General features: G+C 39.3%; 17 protein-coding genes. 10 read left to right on the forward strand and 7 right to left on the reverse strand.

All coding sequences use genetic code 11. The features are described from left to right. Positions 1 to 69: 69 nt before the first annotated feature. Together sirA and CSV77_RS01375 are read left to right on the forward strand one after the other, a co-directional pair. Positions 70 to 510: a sporulation inhibitor of replication protein SirA gene (sirA, locus tag CSV77_RS01370; RefSeq protein WP_099672008.1), complete on the forward strand. Its 441-nt coding sequence runs from the start codon at positions 70 to 72 to the stop codon at positions 508 to 510. Positions 511 to 620: 110 nt separating this feature from the next. Then, entirely contained in the window at positions 621 to 857 is a 237-nt protein-coding gene (locus CSV77_RS01375) for a YneF family protein (RefSeq protein WP_029053123.1), read from the forward strand. Between the two features lie 61 nt (positions 858 to 918). On the opposite strand, the gene CSV77_RS01380 is transcribed toward CSV77_RS01375, so the two are convergent. Next, positions 919 to 1,845 carry an alpha/beta hydrolase gene (locus CSV77_RS01380; RefSeq protein ID WP_099630996.1) on the reverse strand — a complete coding sequence of 309 codons (927 nt, stop codon included), beginning with the start codon at positions 1,843 to 1,845 and terminating at the stop codon, positions 919 to 921. An 18-nt stretch (positions 1,846 to 1,863) separates the two neighbouring features. Beyond that, on the reverse strand, positions 1,864 to 2,640 hold the full coding sequence (locus tag CSV77_RS01385) for a hydroxymethylglutaryl-CoA lyase (protein ID WP_099672009.1): 777 nt from the start codon (positions 2,638 to 2,640) through the stop codon (positions 1,864 to 1,866). Between the two features lie 124 nt (positions 2,641 to 2,764). On the opposite strand from CSV77_RS01385, the gene CSV77_RS01390 reads away from it, so the two are divergent. From CSV77_RS01390 to CSV77_RS01400, 3 genes are all read left to right on the forward strand, one after another. Next, complete coding sequence (locus CSV77_RS01390) at positions 2,765 to 3,022, forward strand: YqkE family protein (RefSeq protein WP_099672010.1); 258 nt, start codon at positions 2,765 to 2,767, stop codon at positions 3,020 to 3,022. A gap of 84 nt (positions 3,023 to 3,106) precedes the next feature. Beyond that, positions 3,107 to 3,532 carry a hypothetical protein gene (locus CSV77_RS01395; protein WP_099672011.1) on the forward strand — a complete coding sequence of 142 codons (426 nt, stop codon included), beginning with the start codon at positions 3,107 to 3,109 and terminating at the stop codon, positions 3,530 to 3,532. Between the two features lie 30 nt (positions 3,533 to 3,562). After that, positions 3,563 to 4,414 (forward strand): STAS domain-containing protein, encoded by an 852-nt coding sequence (locus CSV77_RS01400; protein ID WP_099672012.1) that lies wholly within the window; start codon positions 3,563 to 3,565, stop codon positions 4,412 to 4,414. A gap of 40 nt (positions 4,415 to 4,454) precedes the next feature. On the opposite strand, the gene serC is transcribed toward CSV77_RS01400, so the two are convergent. Then, the gene (serC, locus tag CSV77_RS01405; RefSeq protein WP_099672013.1) at positions 4,455 to 5,549 is read right to left on the reverse strand and encodes a 3-phosphoserine/phosphohydroxythreonine transaminase; all 1,095 of its coding nucleotides are present in this window, start codon (positions 5,547 to 5,549) and stop codon (positions 4,455 to 4,457) included. A gap of 217 nt (positions 5,550 to 5,766) precedes the next feature. Between serC and ypfJ the strand changes: the two genes are divergently transcribed. Then, positions 5,767 to 6,609, forward strand: a complete 843-nt coding sequence (gene ypfJ, locus CSV77_RS01410; protein ID WP_099672014.1) for a KPN_02809 family neutral zinc metallopeptidase — start codon at positions 5,767 to 5,769, stop codon at positions 6,607 to 6,609. 43 nt (positions 6,610 to 6,652) lie between these two features. Here ypfJ and CSV77_RS01415 read toward each other — a convergent pair whose 3' ends face one another. The 3 genes from CSV77_RS01415 to CSV77_RS01425 form a co-directional block, all read right to left on the reverse strand. After that, on the reverse strand, positions 6,653 to 7,933 hold the full coding sequence (locus CSV77_RS01415; RefSeq protein WP_099672015.1) for an L-lactate MFS transporter: 1,281 nt from the start codon (positions 7,931 to 7,933) through the stop codon (positions 6,653 to 6,655). 206 nt (positions 7,934 to 8,139) lie between these two features. Beyond that, positions 8,140 to 8,958, reverse strand: a complete 819-nt coding sequence (gene fdhD / locus CSV77_RS01420; protein WP_144034647.1) for a formate dehydrogenase accessory sulfurtransferase FdhD — start codon at positions 8,956 to 8,958, stop codon at positions 8,140 to 8,142. A gap of 11 nt (positions 8,959 to 8,969) precedes the next feature. Then, positions 8,970 to 9,311 (reverse strand): Na-translocating system protein MpsC family protein, encoded by a 342-nt coding sequence (locus CSV77_RS01425; protein WP_099631004.1) that lies wholly within the window; start codon positions 9,309 to 9,311, stop codon positions 8,970 to 8,972. 261 nt (positions 9,312 to 9,572) lie between these two features. Between CSV77_RS01425 and fdhF the strand changes: the two genes are divergently transcribed. From fdhF to purU, 3 genes are all read left to right on the forward strand, one after another. Continuing rightward, positions 9,573 to 12,497, forward strand: coding sequence for a formate dehydrogenase subunit alpha (gene fdhF / locus CSV77_RS01430; protein ID WP_099672017.1), 2,925 nt, complete (start codon positions 9,573 to 9,575; stop codon positions 12,495 to 12,497). 18 nt (positions 12,498 to 12,515) lie between these two features. After that, positions 12,516 to 13,004 (forward strand): helical membrane plugin domain-containing protein, encoded by a 489-nt coding sequence (locus CSV77_RS01435; protein ID WP_099672018.1) that lies wholly within the window; start codon positions 12,516 to 12,518, stop codon positions 13,002 to 13,004. Positions 13,005 to 13,122: 118 nt separating this feature from the next. Next, positions 13,123 to 14,031, forward strand: a complete 909-nt coding sequence (gene purU / locus CSV77_RS01440; protein WP_099631007.1) for a formyltetrahydrofolate deformylase — start codon at positions 13,123 to 13,125, stop codon at positions 14,029 to 14,031. Between the two features lie 38 nt (positions 14,032 to 14,069). On the opposite strand, the gene CSV77_RS01445 is transcribed toward purU, so the two are convergent. After that, the gene (locus CSV77_RS01445) at positions 14,070 to 14,933 is read right to left on the reverse strand and encodes a YitT family protein (RefSeq protein ID WP_099635986.1); all 864 of its coding nucleotides are present in this window, start codon (positions 14,931 to 14,933) and stop codon (positions 14,070 to 14,072) included. Positions 14,934 to 15,093: 160 nt separating this feature from the next. Here CSV77_RS01445 and CSV77_RS01450 point away from each other — a divergent pair, with 160 nt between their 5' ends. Beyond that, positions 15,094 to 16,992 carry a PrkA family serine protein kinase gene (locus CSV77_RS01450; RefSeq protein WP_369802712.1) on the forward strand — a complete coding sequence of 633 codons (1,899 nt, stop codon included), beginning with the start codon at positions 15,094 to 15,096 and terminating at the stop codon, positions 16,990 to 16,992. The last annotated feature ends 210 nt before the right edge of the window (positions 16,993 to 17,202 follow it).

Here is a 17,202-nt window from a genome sequence, read left to right on the forward strand (position 1 = left end):
GAAGTTTTCCGCAAACTGACACGATTTACTAAGGACAAGTTCTATGATAGATAGTAGGAGGTGTTCGTTATGAGGAAGTATGAAATTTTTAAAATTAAGTCAGCGTATCAATCCTTCATAATGGGGCGTGAACGTTTATTATTTGAGTTACTAACAGTAGGTCCTTCTACGAACTATCATGAAATTGAATATTTATGTGATCAATTAAATCAAAGAGAACTAGATCACATCATTCAGAATAACTTGGCGAAAAGTTTTGATGAACTGGATTCATATCATAATGAATACCGTTTGACACACTTAATCAAAGGAGAAGTCTTCATCAAAATGGGTACGCATAGTATACTAGTGTATTGTCAAGGATCACGGATGTTGGATCTAGATTTATTTGTAGCGCTATCCTCTTCAACAGATCGTTTTTTTGCCGTGATGAATGAACAGGAAGAATGTGGGTGGCTCAAACCACTTAAACACTCTGAACGCATGATACTAGAAAATTCGATGATGTAAAAACTTCCGCACAATTTGCATACAGTCATTGCTATTCACTGCTGCTATGTTGTATAATCCTTCTTGGTAGTATGTAATCGAACTATTTTTATGAGGGAGGTTTGGCAGTAATGACTTTATGGATAGCAATTTTATTGATCGTCGTCGCTTTGATCGGCGGAGTAGCTCTCGGCTTTTTCATAGCACGTAAATATATGATGAATTATTTGAAGGACAATCCGCCAATTAATGAACAAATGTTACGTATGATGATGATGCAAATGGGACAGAAACCTTCTCAAAAGAAAATTAATCAAATGATGGCTCAAATGAACAAGGTTCAAGACAAGCCAGCCAAAAAAAAATAAAGTAAAACTCCGTGATTAGCAAATTCGCTAACACGGAGATTTTTTATTTTCTATTATATTGTCATGAATATAAACGGAAGCGATTCAAAAACCTTTGAACCGTTTGTAAATATTCATCGGGGTTATCATTATACGATTTGGCATGTGCTCCTTTCGCAAAAAGCTTCATCATTTTATCGCCTTCTTTTAATTCGTATAACTCTTCCGTCATTTGGGGCAAAATGAACGTGTCTTCCATGCTGTGGATGAATAACACGGGTTTATCAATAAACTTCATCACTTCGCGGGGGGAAACCGCCGCTGAAGTATAGCCATCACGAATTTTTAAAAATAAATTGGCGATTCGCAAACTCATAGAAGTCTTAAACGGCATCTCCGTACGAATGATATGCAATAGTTGCTCTGAGAAATCTGAGAATGGACAATCGGCTATATAAAAATCTGCCTCATCTTCATAGGTACCTGCGTACAAAAGCGTAGTGGCGGCTCCCATGGATTCACCGTGTATGCCAATTAAAGCGCGCTTACCTACACGTTTACGAACAGCTGTTACAACTTCTTTCAGATCCATTTTTTCATAGAATCCAAAACTTGTTGTTTTTCCACCAGAATCACCATGCCGCCGATGATCAAAAATAACAGAATTAAATCCTAAACGTTCAAACAGACGTGCATATTTGATGGAATTCACTTTGTTTTCTGTTACGCCATGGCAAATGACAACCGTTCGCGTTGTATCCAAAGGCCGCAAGAAAATCGCGCGTAAGTTATAGCCGTTAGGTGAAGGGATCCAAATGTCATCTTTTCTAATAGTTTCAAACCACTGACGATCAAAGCGTTTAGCAATCATCTCGCGCTGCAAAATAACTTCTGAATCTTTGGTTTTTAAATACATTAGACGATTAGTGACAAGTATCCCGAAAAATGTTAGAAGCGCTGTAAAAACACTTGACGTGATACCGAAAATATACATTACTCTACGTCTCAACAAAATCTTCCTTCCTATTTACTGTTTTCTCCTATATAAGTTATACATGGCTGTTTCAATAGGACGTGATAGATAAGGTGCAACTTCATCCACTGCTGCACATATTTTGTCCATATCAATCCCTGCTTGCATAGAGGCGTAAATATTAGCTAACCCAAATTTATAGGTATCATAGAAATGTGCTGTGAGCAAAATGTCTGGAAATTGCTTTTTCAGTTCATGAAACAGAGTAAAACTGGCTAAAGGATTTGCCATACCATCAGTATCTGCCACACTTAATTCATCTACACCCATATCAACAAACTTCTTACAAAGAGCTAGAGTTTTTTCAAGTGGAATGAAACCTTCATACGGACAATGAAATGCTGTAGAAATACAGGCTCTCACAAACTGATGATTATTTTTGAGCCGATTGATAATTGGTCGTAGTGTCTCCGTGCTTTCTGTAGTGGATTGATTGATATTATGTTGGTTGAATGTATCACTTACGCCTACAAACACCGCCATACTATCTGCACCAGCTTTTAGGGCATTCTCCACACCATGTGCATTCGGTGTGAGAACAAGTTGCCTGCCTTGTTTGTTTACCCGATTCATAATTTCTTTGGAGTCTGACATTTGAGGAACCCACTTAGGCGATACAAAAGAAGTAACTTCCATTTCATGTATACCTGCCCGCTGTAAAGCGTGTATAAAAGCTAATTTTTGATCAGTTGGGATACTGTTTTTTTCATTTTGTAAACTGTCGCGTGGTCCAACCTCGATTAACGTTACGTTCTTTGGTAAACTATACATAAACATCCCTCCTTCAATCTATTGTACGTAAAATAAGTGAATTAGGGCAATGTAAAAACCTTGTCAATTAACTTGATATAACAATAATATGCAACTCTTTATCAAATAGAAAGTAGTGATTAGTATGTCAAAAAAACAACGAAAAGTATCAAATAATCGGAGCAACCATATCGTAGATGATTCTGCAACTTCACTTTCAGATTTAGTAAGTGAAGATATGTTAGCTAAATTAAAAGGAATGAAACGGGAGATGAAAGTGGAAGAAGAAATAAAACTAGAACAAGAAAAAGAAAAACGCATTCAAGAGCGAAAAGAACGTGAAAAAAATAAAAGTTTTGAAGAATTACTGAAGGAATACGGATATGACGGAACAAAGTATTAAGAATACTAGAACAGTAGGTGTGGGAATAGGTATACTAGTCATATAAATGTTTATAAAAAGGTCTTTTACACAGGAGATGAAGAAATGAAGTTTTTGTATATTACGTATCATAAGAAACTACATCTTCAAATTGAACTTATATCCGAAAGCCTTTTGAAACGTGTTCATTCAGCACCTATTGAGCATGCAATTGTTTATTGGTTGCAAAAAAATCTAGAAACTGTTGAAACAGTGGATTCTATTATATCTTATGATCTACCAAAAGAAATGGTAGAAAGTTTTTATACTACATTATTAGATGCGCATGCGGAAAAATCCAAGGAGTCTCCAAGGCCCTGGAAATTTTTGCCGAACCCAACTGACGAACAGTATATGTTTCCGATTGCGCAATATGAAAAAGAATACGGAATCACGTATTATGAATCTATATACAAATACATAACGGTTCTCGGGGTCATATTAAATATATTTGACTTTGAATCTAATCAATTAATTATATACATTCGATAACATAGAGGAATGTATCCAGGGGGATATAAGATGAAACAGCTCGACGTTAAGCTTTATGAGTATTTACTAGCAAAGCTACCTGAAATTACAACTTCTTGGCTAGCAATGAGAAAAGTGGAAAAAAACTCTATTTATTCGCTAACTGCACATCCAGAAATGGAAGAAACACTTCGGGAACAAAATAAACTCACAAATTTAACAGTCATCAGCAGTTTACTTGATGATCCTGAAATCTTTGAGAAGAATAAAATAAAATGGGCAGCGGTTGTCGCCCGTAGCAGAGTGAAAAGTAATACACCTATAGAAGATGTAATTCAAGCTTTGAGTAATGTTCGTTTAACATATTGGCGCTTCGTAAAAGAATTTTATTTGGTCCATAAAGACGAAATTATAATTGATGATTATATGCGCTGGAGTGAAACCATTAATAATGCATTTGATCAGATCTACATTAGTTTCGCAGAAGCCTACAATGAATATATTAGTGGCAAGTTCGATATCCAACAAAGCTTAATTAATGAATTAAGCTCTCCCGTCATCAAAATTACTGACGAAATTGGCGTGGTACCGCTAATTGGAGAGTTGGATGAACTGCGTGCACAAAGTATGTTGGAAAGCATTCCAGAGAAAAGTTTAGAGTCTGGTATTGAACACTTATTCATTGATTTATCGGGTGTGACCGTTATTGATACACATGTAGCCCAGCAGATTTTTCAAGTGACAAAAGTGTTATCTCTATTAGGGACGAGATGCACAATTACAGGGATTTTACCGGCAATTGCTCAAGCATCGACAGAGCTTGGTTTAGACTTTAAAAATATCCAAACATTTAGTTCTTTACAATTAGCATTTCAAAAAGAATTTTTAATTGTGGAGCAGTAAAAAACCAAGTCACTTATAAAGTGACTTGGCTTTTTAGGTTTTATTTATGTTTTTCTTGAAAATCCAGCATGAATTTCTGTAAAGCCAGACAAGCTTCAAATGGTACTGCGTTGTAAGTAGAAGCACGACATCCGCCTACGGAACGATGACCATTCAGCCCAACGAATCCCGCCTCTTTAGCCTCTTCTAAGAATTTTTTTTCCAACTCTTCATCCGCTACACGGAACGTGATGTTCATTAATGAACGACTTCCTTTTTCAGCATGTCCTGTATAGAAACCGTTGCTGTTATCGATCGCGTCATAGATCAGATTCGCTTTTTCTTCATTGCGCTCTGCAATCTTCTCAATGCCGCCTTGTTGTTGCATCCAACCAAGAACTTCACCCAACATGTAAATACCGAAAGATGGGGGAGTGTTATATAAAGAGTTACTTGATGAATGTGTTTGGTATTTCAATATAGTTGGAATTTCACTATTCGCTTTGTCCAACAAGTCTTTGCGGATAATCGCAACTGTAACGCCCGAAGGTCCGAGGTTTTTTTGTGCACCTGCATAAATCATTCCGAATTGACTGACGTCAAGTGGTCTTGACAGAATATCACTAGACATATCTGCTATTAACGGAACATTTCCAGTAGAAGGGAACTCATGGAATTGGGTGCCGAAAATCGTGTTATTTGAAGTGATGTGCACGTAGGCATCCGTCTCTTCAAATGTAATTTCATCAGAAGATGGGACGCGATTATAATTTGTATTTTTTGTAGAAGCTGCTTCGTATACTTCACCGATTGTCTTTGCTTCTTTAAGTGCTTTATCTGACCATGCACCAGACATAATGTAGCTAGCTTTTTTCCCTTTTGATAAGAAATTCAGTGGCACCATTGCAAATTGTAGACTAGCTCCGCCTTGCAAGAATAGTATTTCATAGTTTTCAGGAATTGAGAATAAAGAACGTAAACGCTCAATTGCTTGATTATGTACTTGTTCATAGGTAGCACTGCGGTGACTCATTTCCATAATAGACATTCCAGATTCTTTGAAATCCACTAGTTCAGCTTGTGCTTTTTCAAGAACTTCGCGTGGAAGTGCGGATGGACCCGCGTTAAAATTATAGACAGACTTTTGCTCAATCAAAAAAATCACTCCTTCATTAGTTTACAACTCTAAAGTAAAGTATATATGAAAAATCATACATGGGGAATAGCTAACTGCCAATTCGCAACAATTCGTCCAATCAATTAAGAGGGTTGTCTTGTTTGTTTCGGTGAGAAATAGGGTAAATTGAAGTCAAGTAGCTACTACATAGTGATGTAAAGTTCAGCTCACATAAAGCCGAAACGAGGGAGAGAGTATGAAAACAGATGGACGCAGAAAAAGTTCAAATGTAGAGGATCGAAGAGGAAGGAGTGGCGGAGGCGGTGCGATTGCATTAGGCGGGGGTGGTCTTGGAATTGTTGGTATTATATTATTTCTCATTTTGGGTGGAAATCCAACAGACTTATTAGATAATAGTTCAGCAGTCCCTGATCAACCATACGTGGAAACTGCACAAGATAAAGAATTGGCGGATTTTGTTTCGGTTGTGCTTGCAGATACAGAAGATATTTGGTCGGAGTTATTCGCTCAACAAGGAATTCAATATGAGAACCCTAAGTTAGTTCTTTATTCGGGTCAAGTGGATACAGCTTGTGGTTACGGAAGTGCAGCTGCAGGGCCATTTTATTGCCCGGGTGATCAAAAACTGTATATTGATTTAGCATTTTATAATGAATTACAGAGTTCATTTAAAGCGCCAGGTGATTTTGCCATGGCCTATGTAGTAGCCCATGAGGTAGGGCACCATGTGCAAACGCTCCTTGGAATTTCAGATCAAGTGATGCCGCTACGTCAAAAAATGAGTGAAAAGGAATTTAATAAATATTTAGTAAGATTTGAATTGCAAGCAGATTATTTTGCAGGAGTCTGGGCACATCATGCAAAAGGACGAGGATACTTGGAGCAAGGAGATTTACAGGAAGCAATTACTGCCGCGAGTGCGGTTGGTGACGATACGATTCAAAAACGCGCGAGAGGGTATGTTGTTCCAGAGAGTTTCACACACGGTACAGCAAAACAACGAATGTACTGGTTCGAACGTGGTTTTGAATTAGGCACTATTGAGGGTGGAGACACGTTTAATCAAACGGAAAAATAAAACTCGCGAACGTCATTCCTTTCGAAGTGACGTTCGCGAGTTTTTATTTTGTTGCTGCTATAGCGGGTTCAGCTGGCATAATTCCTTCTCTTTCATTGCGTAGTCTTTTAATATCCACTCGAATGAGCAAGGAAATTAGTAGAGCCACTGCGAACAAGCCGGCGAAGAATAATAAGCTACTTTCGTAACTGCCTGTTGTATCTTTCATCCATGCTGCAAACATCGGTCCAGCCACTCCAGCCGCAGACCATGCAGTTAAAATATAACCGTGGATGGCCCCAAGTTGTCTTGTTCCAAAAATATCACCAATATATGCCGGGATAGAGGCGAACCCCCCTCCGTAGCATGTATAGATTACGGCTAGAATCACTTGGAATATAATTGCGTTCGTGGTGAATGGTAAAATGGCAAATAGGACAAGTTGAATGACAAAGAACGTGGTATACGTATTGGGACGACCGATATAATCCGAAATTGCAGCCCAGCCAAGTCTGCCGGCCCCGTTAAAGATGCCTAGCACACCAACTAATGCGGCTGCTTGAATAGTTGTCATGCCAATACTATCAATCGCCATTGGTTTGGCAGCCGAGAGAATGGCGATACCGCAAGTCACATTAATAAACAACATTAGCCATAAATAATAAAAGCGTTTTGTTTTAACTGCTTGATTTGCTGTCAATTGAGAAAGATCTTCTTTAACTTCCGTTTTCCCTAAACGAACTTTTTCAATAAATCCAGGTGGTGCCCATCCTTCTTCTGGTTTTTCCAGATACAGGGAAGAAAGTAACATAATTAAGAAATATGATACACCGAGAATATAAAAAGTGTTCTGTAATCCGACATTGCTGATCAAGTATTCCATGATCGGACTACTGATGGCTGCAGCAAACCCAAATCCCATGATGGCTAGTCCCGTAGCGAGCCCTCTGCGATCGGGGAACCATTTGACGAGTGTAGAAACGGGTGCAATATAGCCTACCCCTAAGCCAATTCCACCTAGCATACCGTAAAAAATATACAGCATAGGTAATGAAGACATTCCTACTGCGAGTCCGGAACCTGTCACGCCCACTCCGAAGAACACAGCTGCAAGTAACCCTGCTTTTCTTGGACCATATTTCTCTACAAAGTGACCTAAAAAAGCAGCTGATAAACCAAGAAATAAAATGGCTATACTAAACGTCAGCTGTACTTGGCTTGTGGTCCATCCAAATTCTTCAATGAGTGGATTAGTGAAGTTACTCCAGGCATAAACAGATCCGATAGAAATGTGAATACCTACTGCAGATAACGCGATCAGCCATCTGTTCTTCGTTTTTCTCATTCGTAGCCCTCCTTTTAACAAAATTCTTCCACAGCTCCAATTCCAGTAACAAAAACTTTGACTAATCGGTATTTTAAAAGAATATTTGACACACTACCTAGTCATAAAATTACAATAAAAGGGAGATAATTAAGCAATTACTGGAATGTAAGAAGGGATTAAGGAGTATAATATTAGTAATTCACAAAATTGTCAATATTACATTTTCATGGAATCGAAAAAAGATTAGTGGTATCCATGACGATTCTTTCAGGATGTGTGTACACGTTAAAAGATCCACCACGAATGAATCCAACCGTCGTTATTCCTAAATCGTCAGCTAAACTCAAAGCTAATTCAGTAGGTGCAGACTTTGATAATACAATTTCACAACCAATTTTAGCGACTTTAAGTAATATTTCGGAGGAGATTCGTCCGCTGAACACAATGATTTTATCTCGCACAGAAATATCGTTCCTCAGACAGTGTCCATAAATTTTATCTAACGCATTATGGCGGCCGATATCCATACGGGATAATAATAATTGATCTGGAGCGCATAAAGCAGCATTGTGAACACCGCCAGTATGTCGGAACATTTCTGCCTGTTCTTCCAATTGATGCATCAAGGAAAATATTTGTGCAGGTATCAGTTGAACAGAAATACTATCCATCTTTTTCGCTGTCAGTGCATCATTTGCAAAGATATAGCCTTGTCTGCTCATGCCGCAACAAGATGTGATATACCGTTTATTCTGCAATTGTTCAAAGAAAGGGTAGACTTTATCCGTATCGATGTAAATGAAGCCATTTTCAAGATCAAGTCGAATGTCTTTGATTTGTTCCCACTTAGGTACGATTCCTTCTGAAGCCAAGAAGCCCACAGTCATATCCTCAATATATTCCGGCGTACATACGATCGTCGCAAATTCTTTGTGGTTTAGTTTAATTGTGATTGCATATTCAACAGCGACCTGATCTGCTTTTTCAAAAACTTTTCCATCCTGAAATCGAATAATGGATCGTTGTTGTTGCTGTTTCATCATCTTTTCTCCCTTCAGTCAATCGATCGATCGAATAAAAATACTGAAACTGCAATATCATCATCAATTTTAAAATCGCTGAATAAATGCAGAAACTTCGCCTCGACTAATTCTTCCAATGCTACAGGTGGTTCTTTTGCATATACTGCCTGAATCATGCTAGTTCGTGCACGATGCACCATCTCTTTTCCCTCTGGCGTTCCCGCTATGAACTTTTCAGTGGGAGTCAAATTACCATAGAGAGTAGAGACCACCATATTATCTATAAATATTGTATGAATTCGTTCGGGACCTTTTCCGAATAAGTCTTTTCGTAATTTACGGATGATATCATTAAACTCATGAACTTTCTTCATAGGGCACTTCCTCTTTTCGTTTACAGAATAGTCAAATTGTTTTAATGTGGTCATTGTATTATACGCTTTATTACTTTATACTAAATACATAATAGATGGAAATCTAGTATGTGATTGCTAGATGTTCATCAACCTACATGTAATAGTAAGTATGGATTGGTTCTTTAGCAAGTCCTGTTAAGAAACTATTCCACCATAGAAAATACCGTCTTAACGGTTTTTTTATGGTGGATTTTTTTATTTGAGAAGGAGGACGCCTGTATGTCAATTTCAATCAATAATAAGATGTATAATTTCGAACCAGGGTCGACGCTCATCCAAATCATCAATGCAAATAAGATTGAGCACCCCCAAATATGTTATTTGCCGGAAGTCGATCCGATACAAACGTGTGATACGTGCATCGTCGAAGTGAATGGCCAATTAACACGTGCTTGTTCAACACAAGCCGTCGACGGCATGGATGTCAAATTAGCGTCTCCGCGTGCAAAGGAAGCGCAGACGGAAGCAATGGATCGGATATTAGAAAATCATTTACTATATTGTACGGTTTGCGATAACAATAATGGAAACTGTAAAGTACATAATACCGTGGCACTTTTGGAAGTGGAAGAACAAAAATATCCCTACGAACCGAAATGTTCAATAGATGCGGTGGATTTCACACATCCGTTCTATCGTTACGATCCAAATCAATGTATCGCATGCGGACAGTGCGTGGAAGTATGTCAAAACTTACAAGTAAATGAGACGCTTTCAATTGACTGGGAACGGGATCGGCCGATTGTTCTATGGGATGGCGGTGCGAAGATTAATGATTCTTCTTGCGTAGGCTGCGGTCACTGTATTACGGTTTGTCCATGCAATGCCTTGATGGAAAAAACGATGCTAGGTGAAGCTGGATTTATGACGAAGATGAGTGACGAATTGATGGAGCCTATGATTGATTTGATTAAGGATGTAGAACCAGGTTATAGCAGTATCATGGCGATTTCCGATGTTGAATCCGCGATGAGAGAATCCACAATCAATAAAACCAAAACAGTCTGCACATTTTGTGGAGTAGGTTGTTCATTCGAAGTCTGGACGAAAGATCGTACGATATTAAAAATTCAACCGGTTTCCGAGGCACCTGTCAACCAGATTTCTACTTGTGTCAAAGGGAAGTTCGGTTGGGATTTCGTGAACAGTGAAGAACGCATTACATCGCCTCTTATTCGTAAAGGTAACGATTTTGTTGAAGCATCCTGGCAAGAAGCGTTAGATCTAGTCGCGAAAAATCTAGGTCAAATCCGTGACGAGCATGGCAAAGATGGAATTGGTGTCATCTCCTCATCCAAAATTACCAATGAAGAGAACTATGTCATTCAAAAATTTGCTCGACAAGTGTTCGGTACAAATAACGTGGACAATTGTTCCCGCTACTGCCAGTCACCTGCAACAGATGGGTTATTCCGTACTGTTGGAATGGGTGGTGACGCTGGAACTATTAAAGATATTGCTGAAGCAGGATTGGTCATCATTGTAGGTGCCAATCCTGCAGAAGGTCATCCCGTTCTCGCGACGCGTGTAAAGCGCGCACATAAGCTACACGGTCAAAAGTTAATCGTAGCTGATCTCAGAAAGCATGAAATGGCTGAACGTGCAGATATCTTTATGACACCACAACAAGGAACCGATCAAGTATGGCTTATGGCAGTGACCAAATACTTAATCGACCAAGGTTGGCATGATCAGCAGTTTATTGAGGAAAATGTCCTTCATTTTGATGACTTTAATGAAGTATTGAAACGCTATACACTCGAATATGCAGAACAAGTAACAGGTGTTTCAAAAGAAGTATTGATTCAAACAGCTGAAATGATTCGTGATGCGGATGGTACATGTATCTTATGGGGAATGGGAGTTACACAAAATACAGGAGGTTCAGACACTTCAGCTGCCATATCCAATTTATTACTGGCATCAGGAAATTACCGCCGTCCAGGCGCTGGTGCTTATCCGTTACGTGGTCATAACAACGTACAAGGTGCATGCGATATGGGAAGTTTGCCGGGGTGGTTACCTGGCTATCAGCATATTACAGACAATGCCGCACGCGAAAAATTTGAGCGCGCTTATGGTGTAGAGATAGAGGGTAAGCCGGGTCTTGATAATATTCAAATGCTTCATTCGATTGATGATGGGATTATGAAGGGGATGTATATTGTAGGGGAAGATATGGCACTAGTGGACTCGAATGCAAACTATGTACATGATGTACTGTCGAAGCTCGATTTCCTAGTTGTCCAAGATATTTTCTTCTCACGTACAGCACAATACGCAGACGTCATTTTACCTGCAGTGCCTTCACTTGAAAAAGATGGTACATTTACAAATACAGAACGTCGTGTTCAACGACTTTATAAGGCCTTACCGAATAAAGGTGACTCCCGTCAAGATTGGTGGATCATCCAAGAAGTTGCAAATCGCTTAGGCGCTGATTGGAATTACACACACCCAGGGGACATCTTTGCTGAGATGGCAAGTTTGAGTCCTATTTTCAAAGAAGCTTCTTACGACATGTTGGAAGGTTGGGGTAGTTTCCTTTGGGGAAGTCTAGAGGGGATAAGTACGCCACTTCTTTATACAGACGGCTTTAATTTCCCAGATAAGAAAGCGCGCTTTGCATTATCGGATTGGATTGAACCAGTAAAATTCCCTGAAGAGTTTGATCTTCATATCAATAATGGTCGTATGCTTGAACATTTCCATGAAGGAAATATGACGAACAAGTCAGATGGTATTCAAGAGAAAGTTCCCAATATATTTGTAGAGATTTCTCCTGAATTAGCAAAAGAACGTGGTGTAGTCACAGGTACTTATGTAAGACTCATTTCTCCATATGGTGCGTTGAAACTGCCCGCACTTGTCACGGACAGAGTACGAAAAAATGAATTATTCTTACCGATGAACTCAGTAGAGAAGCAATCTGCAATCAATTTCCTAACAGGGCCTGCTACAGATGAACGCACGAATACACCGGCTTACAAGCAGACAAAGGTTCGCATGGAAGTACTTGAAAAGCAAGGGGATAATCCACTACCTAAGAGTAACCACCGTGATAAGAAACGTCATCCGCAAAACGGTGTAGAAGTGGAGCGGAAGTGGAATCGACCAGGATATGTCCAATTAACAGATCAATAATTAGTGAGGTGAAGATCAATGGCGGCACCCATAACTTCGATTAAAAGAAAAGAACGATCCGAACTGGAAATACAGCAAGATAAGTTGGATGAACTGCAGAAAAAAATTGCTGAACAGGAAGAGTCTTTGCAGAAAATTATGGAGATCACGGGTGAGTTGCATAAGATGGGTGCGTTAGACGCACTACAAGCAATGCTTCATTCAAAGGAAAAGATTACGGGCATAGCGTTAGACCAAGTATCAAGAGAACCTGTTACAAACATGCTCAATAATTTAATGGCGGGTGCAGGAATTTTGACGGCATTAGATCCAGCTACAATTCAGCAACTCTCAAAAAGTGTTCAAAACGGATTAGCTGAAGCCGAGCAAGCAAATGAAGAAGGTCAGAAAACAGGTGTTTTACAACTGATGAAATCCATTCACGATCCTGATATCAATCGGGCGTTAACATTCGGTATGAACTTCCTAAAAGGGATGGGCAGAGGTTTAGAAAAACCACAGGAATAAGATTTTTGCGAAAAGCGTCACTTTGCTTCATACTGTATTAGAAGAGTTCACCCGATCCCTGGCCATTCTGGCTGGGGAACTTATTCTTTCAGTAACATTATTTGTAGGAGATGAAAACATGTCAGCCCAAAGTAAAATTGCAACACATTTAGAAGAACAATCAACAGCACAGAAAAACATCGGAAGACTGCTTATACAATGCCCCGATAAACCAGGAATTGTATCCGCAGTCTCAACATTTTTGCTGCAATACGAAGCCAATATCGTAGAATCTAGCCAATACTCAACGGATCCAGAGGGTGGCACGTTCTATCTACGTATCGCTTTCCATTTAGACAATTTATTGGATAAAAAAGAAGAAATAGAAGAGGATTTCAAGTACATTGCGAAACAACATGAGATGGACTATCGCTTTTCATACGCAGTGGAACTAAAGCGAACGGCCATTTTCGTTTCCAAAGAACCGTATTGTTTAATGGAATTACTATGGGAATGGCAGAATGGTGATTTAAATACTGATATCGTTGTAGTGATCAGTAACCATGAAGATGCGCGCGGAATGGTTGAAGCACTTGGTATACCTTTCCATTACATCCCGGCGAACAAGGACATACGTCAAGATGTAGAGAGACAGCAAGTGAAGTTAATGGAAGAATACGACGTAGATGTACTCGTGTTAGCACGCTATATGCAAATACTTACACCTGAATTCGTCCGTCACTTCCCGAATCAGATTATCAATATCCATCATTCCTTCTTACCAGCCTTCATCGGTGCACGTCCTTATGAAAGAGCATTTGGACGCGGTGTAAAACTGATTGGGGCAACGTCACATTATGTAACGAATGACTTAGATGAAGGTCCAATCATTGAACAAGATATCGAGCGTGTGGATCACCGGGACGATATTGTTCAATTGAAGAAAATTGGCCGCACTATCGAACGACGTGTTCTTGCACGTGCAGTAAAGTGGCATCTTGAAGATCGAGTAATTGTAGAGAACAATAAAACCATTGTCTTCCACTAAGAGACACGAAACCGCCACTCGAATGAGTGGCGGTTTCTTTAATGTATAGGTGATTTGAAGGTCGCTCCATGCGTTTCATGTGTATTCATGATGGTCAGAAAAGCATTAGGGTCTATATCAGTAGTGATTTGTTTAAGCTTGGAAATTTCTAGCCTTGTCACGACTACATAGATCACGTCTTTTTCATTGTCTGTATAGCCGCCGCGACCGTGCAACATGGTAACGCTGCGGCCGAGTCGCAGACGAATCGCCTCCTTAAGCTCATGGTATTCATCGGAAATAATAAAGACAGCCTTGGTTTCGTCTAAGCCTTGGATCACAATGTCGATCGCTTTTGAAGCGATATAGTATGTAATGATCGAGTACATCGCTTTTTCTGGTCCGAGTACAAAGCCTGCCCATCCAAAGATGAAAAGGTTGAAGAACATCACGAATTCCCCAACACTGTAGGGGATTTTTTTTGTAAGTAAAATGCCGAGAATCTCCGTTCCGTCAAGCGCCCCGCCATTCCGTATGATGGTTCCGACACCCGCCCCTAGCAACAATCCTCCAAAGACTGTAGCTAACAGTGAGTCTGTTACAAATGGACCTAGAGTTTTAAGTGGGAATTCCACAATGGCAAGCAAAGCAATCGAATAGGAAGAGGAGAAGAAGAAGTTCTTGCCGATATGTTTATACCCGAAAAATAAGAAGGGCAAGTTTAAGATCAAAATCAAAATCCCAAAAGGTACTCCAGAGATGAAATTCAATATGAGTGCGATCCCGATTATGCCACCGTCAATTACGGAGTTAGGGATTAAAAATAAATCTAACGCAACTGCTGTAATTACGACACCAATTGAGATGAATAAGTAGCGTCTAAGTATATGTCCTACAGTTTCCTTTTTATGTTGTTTGCTCATAAAACTCCCCTTTTTCAAACGTGTTTATTCTATCTTAACGGAATTTTAAAAAAGAAAGTAGTGGCAATATAAGCTTTTCAATTTTTCTTCCAATGTACGTGATGAATCTTTTACACTTCATGAACATAAGATAATACATCATAGCCTAATTGGAGGAGATATGTTGGATATCATTCGTCAGTTGCATAATTATCGCAAAGAAGAAAATCAGTTGAAGTGGGAAGGTACATTTTTGGAATATCTGGAATTAATAAAAGAGCGGAAAGAAGTTGCACAGACCGCTCATTCTCGTATTTATGAAATGATAAAAAGTGCAGGAATTGAAAAAAGAGACGGCAAGAAAATTTATAATTTCTTTGATGAAGAGTTATTTGGTCTGGAAGAGTCTATCGAACGTTTAGTAGAAGAATATTTTCATCCAGCAGCAAAGCGTTTGGATGTAAAGAAGCGTGTATTGTTATTGATGGGACCTGTTAGTGGTGGTAAATCTACTATTGTGACGATGTTAAAACGTGGGCTAGAAGCCTATTCTCGAACGGATGAAGGAGCGGTTTATGCTATTAAGGGGTGTCCGATGCATGAAGACCCTTTACACTTGATTCCGGAATCTTTAAGGAAGTCATTTTTTGAAGAGTATGGTATACGAATCGAAGGTAGTTTATCTCCTTTAAATCAATTGCGACTGGAAGAAGAATTTGAAGGTAAAATTGAAAATGTACTAGTGGAACGCATTCTGTTCTCGGAAGATCGCCGTGTTGGGATTGGAACATTTACACCATCCGATCCGAAGTCACAAGACATTGCTGATTTAACCGGAAGTATAGACTTCTCTACAATTGCTGAATATGGTTCAGAGTCAGATCCACGTGCGTACCGATTTGATGGGGAATTGAATAAAGCGAATCGTGGCATGATGGAATTCCAAGAGATGTTGAAGCTCGATGAAAAGTTTCTTTGGCACTTATTATCCTTAACACAAGAAGGAAACTTTAAAGCAGGAAGATTTGCGTTGATTAGTGCAGATGAACTAATCGTTGCCCATACAAATGAAACGGAATATCGTTCATTTATTAGTAATAAAAAGAACGAAGCGCTTCATTCAAGATTGATCGTCATTCCAGTTCCATATAATCTGAAAGTAAGTGCAGAAGAAAAGATCTATGAAAAAATGATTCGTGACAGTGATATGGCTCACGTCCACATTGCGCCGCATGCATTGCGAGTGGCTGCTATTTTTTCTGTTTTGACACGTTTGAAAGCGTCGAAAAAACAAGGCATCGATCGATTAAAGAAATTGCGCCTGTATGATGGACAGAATGTTGAAGGGTTTAACGATGCAGATGCGGTAGAACTGAAGAACGAATTTATAGATGAAGGTATGGACGGAATCGATCCACGCTACGTCATCAATCGTATTTCTTCAGCGATTATCCGAAAAGAAGTCCCAAGTATCAATGCACTAGACGTATTACGTGCGTTAAAAGACGGCTTCGATCAACACGCCTCCATTTCAAGTGAGGACCGTGACACGTATATGAATTATATTTCAATGGCGCGTAAAGAGTATGACGAAATCGCGAAAAAAGAAGTTCAGAAAGCTTTTGTTTATTCTTATGAAGAGTCTGCAAAAACTTTAATGGATAATTACTTGGATAACGTCGAAGCATACTGCAATAAAAATAAACTACGCGACACGCTGACGGGAGAGGAAATTAACCCTGATGAAAAGTTGATGCGTTCGTTAGAAGAGCAGATAGGAATTTCGGAAAATGCGAAAAAGGCATTCCGTGAAGAAATCCTTATTCGTATCTCCGCATACGCTAGAAAACACCAGCGCTTCGACTACCGTTCCCATGACCGCTTGCGTGAAGCAATCCAGAAAAAATTATTTACCGATCTAAAGGACGTCGTGAAGATTACTACAACATCTACTACACCCGACGAGACACAATTGAAGAAGATGAATGAAGTCGTAGCGCGCCTAGTAGACGAACATGGCTACAATTCCGTCTCAGCAAACGATCTTCTGCGTTACGTTGGAAGTTTGTTAAATCGGTAAGCCGAATAGGAAATATGAATAGAATTAATGTCTACGTTGGGGTTGCAACTACAGCTTGAAAAGCTTGCCGCTCGGCGTAATGACTTAAACTAGTCATCATAGGTAGTGTGTATTTTTGTTGTGACTATACTTATTACAAGTCATGTCTAAGTTCAAGTCGGAAAACGAACACAAGCCTAGCTTTAATACACATCAATAAATTATTACCCA

Source organism: Sporosarcina sp. P16b (assembly GCF_002743065.1).
In the GTDB taxonomy this organism is placed as follows: Bacteria; Bacillota; Bacilli; order Bacillales_A; family Planococcaceae; genus Sporosarcina.

Coding starts and splice junctions, on each gene's coding strand:
- CSV77_RS01425 (WP_099631004.1), bottom strand. CDS start 9,311: ATGAAGAAAGTTCATGAGTTTAATGATATCATCCGTAAATTACGAAAA.
- CSV77_RS01445 (WP_099635986.1), bottom strand. CDS start 14,933: ATGAGCAAACAACATAAAAAGGAAACTGTAGGACATATACTTAGACGC.
- fdhD (WP_144034647.1), bottom strand. CDS start 8,958: ATGATGAAACAGCAACAACAACGATCCATTATTCGATTTCAGGATGGA.
- purU (WP_099631007.1), top strand. CDS start 13,123: ATGTCAGCCCAAAGTAAAATTGCAACACATTTAGAAGAACAATCAACA.
- ypfJ (WP_099672014.1), top strand. CDS start 5,767: ATGAAAACAGATGGACGCAGAAAAAGTTCAAATGTAGAGGATCGAAGA.
- CSV77_RS01450 (WP_369802712.1), top strand. CDS start 15,094: ATGTTGGATATCATTCGTCAGTTGCATAATTATCGCAAAGAAGAAAAT.
- sirA (WP_099672008.1), top strand. CDS start 70: ATGAGGAAGTATGAAATTTTTAAAATTAAGTCAGCGTATCAATCCTTC.
- CSV77_RS01415 (WP_099672015.1), bottom strand. CDS start 7,933: ATGAGAAAAACGAAGAACAGATGGCTGATCGCGTTATCTGCAGTAGGT.
- CSV77_RS01400 (WP_099672012.1), top strand. CDS start 3,563: ATGAAACAGCTCGACGTTAAGCTTTATGAGTATTTACTAGCAAAGCTA.
- CSV77_RS01435 (WP_099672018.1), top strand. CDS start 12,516: ATGGCGGCACCCATAACTTCGATTAAAAGAAAAGAACGATCCGAACTG.
- CSV77_RS01385 (WP_099672009.1), bottom strand. CDS start 2,640: ATGTATAGTTTACCAAAGAACGTAACGTTAATCGAGGTTGGACCACGC.
- CSV77_RS01375 (WP_029053123.1), top strand. CDS start 621: ATGACTTTATGGATAGCAATTTTATTGATCGTCGTCGCTTTGATCGGC.
- CSV77_RS01395 (WP_099672011.1), top strand. CDS start 3,107: ATGAAGTTTTTGTATATTACGTATCATAAGAAACTACATCTTCAAATT.
- fdhF (WP_099672017.1), top strand. CDS start 9,573: ATGTCAATTTCAATCAATAATAAGATGTATAATTTCGAACCAGGGTCG.
- CSV77_RS01390 (WP_099672010.1), top strand. CDS start 2,765: ATGTCAAAAAAACAACGAAAAGTATCAAATAATCGGAGCAACCATATC.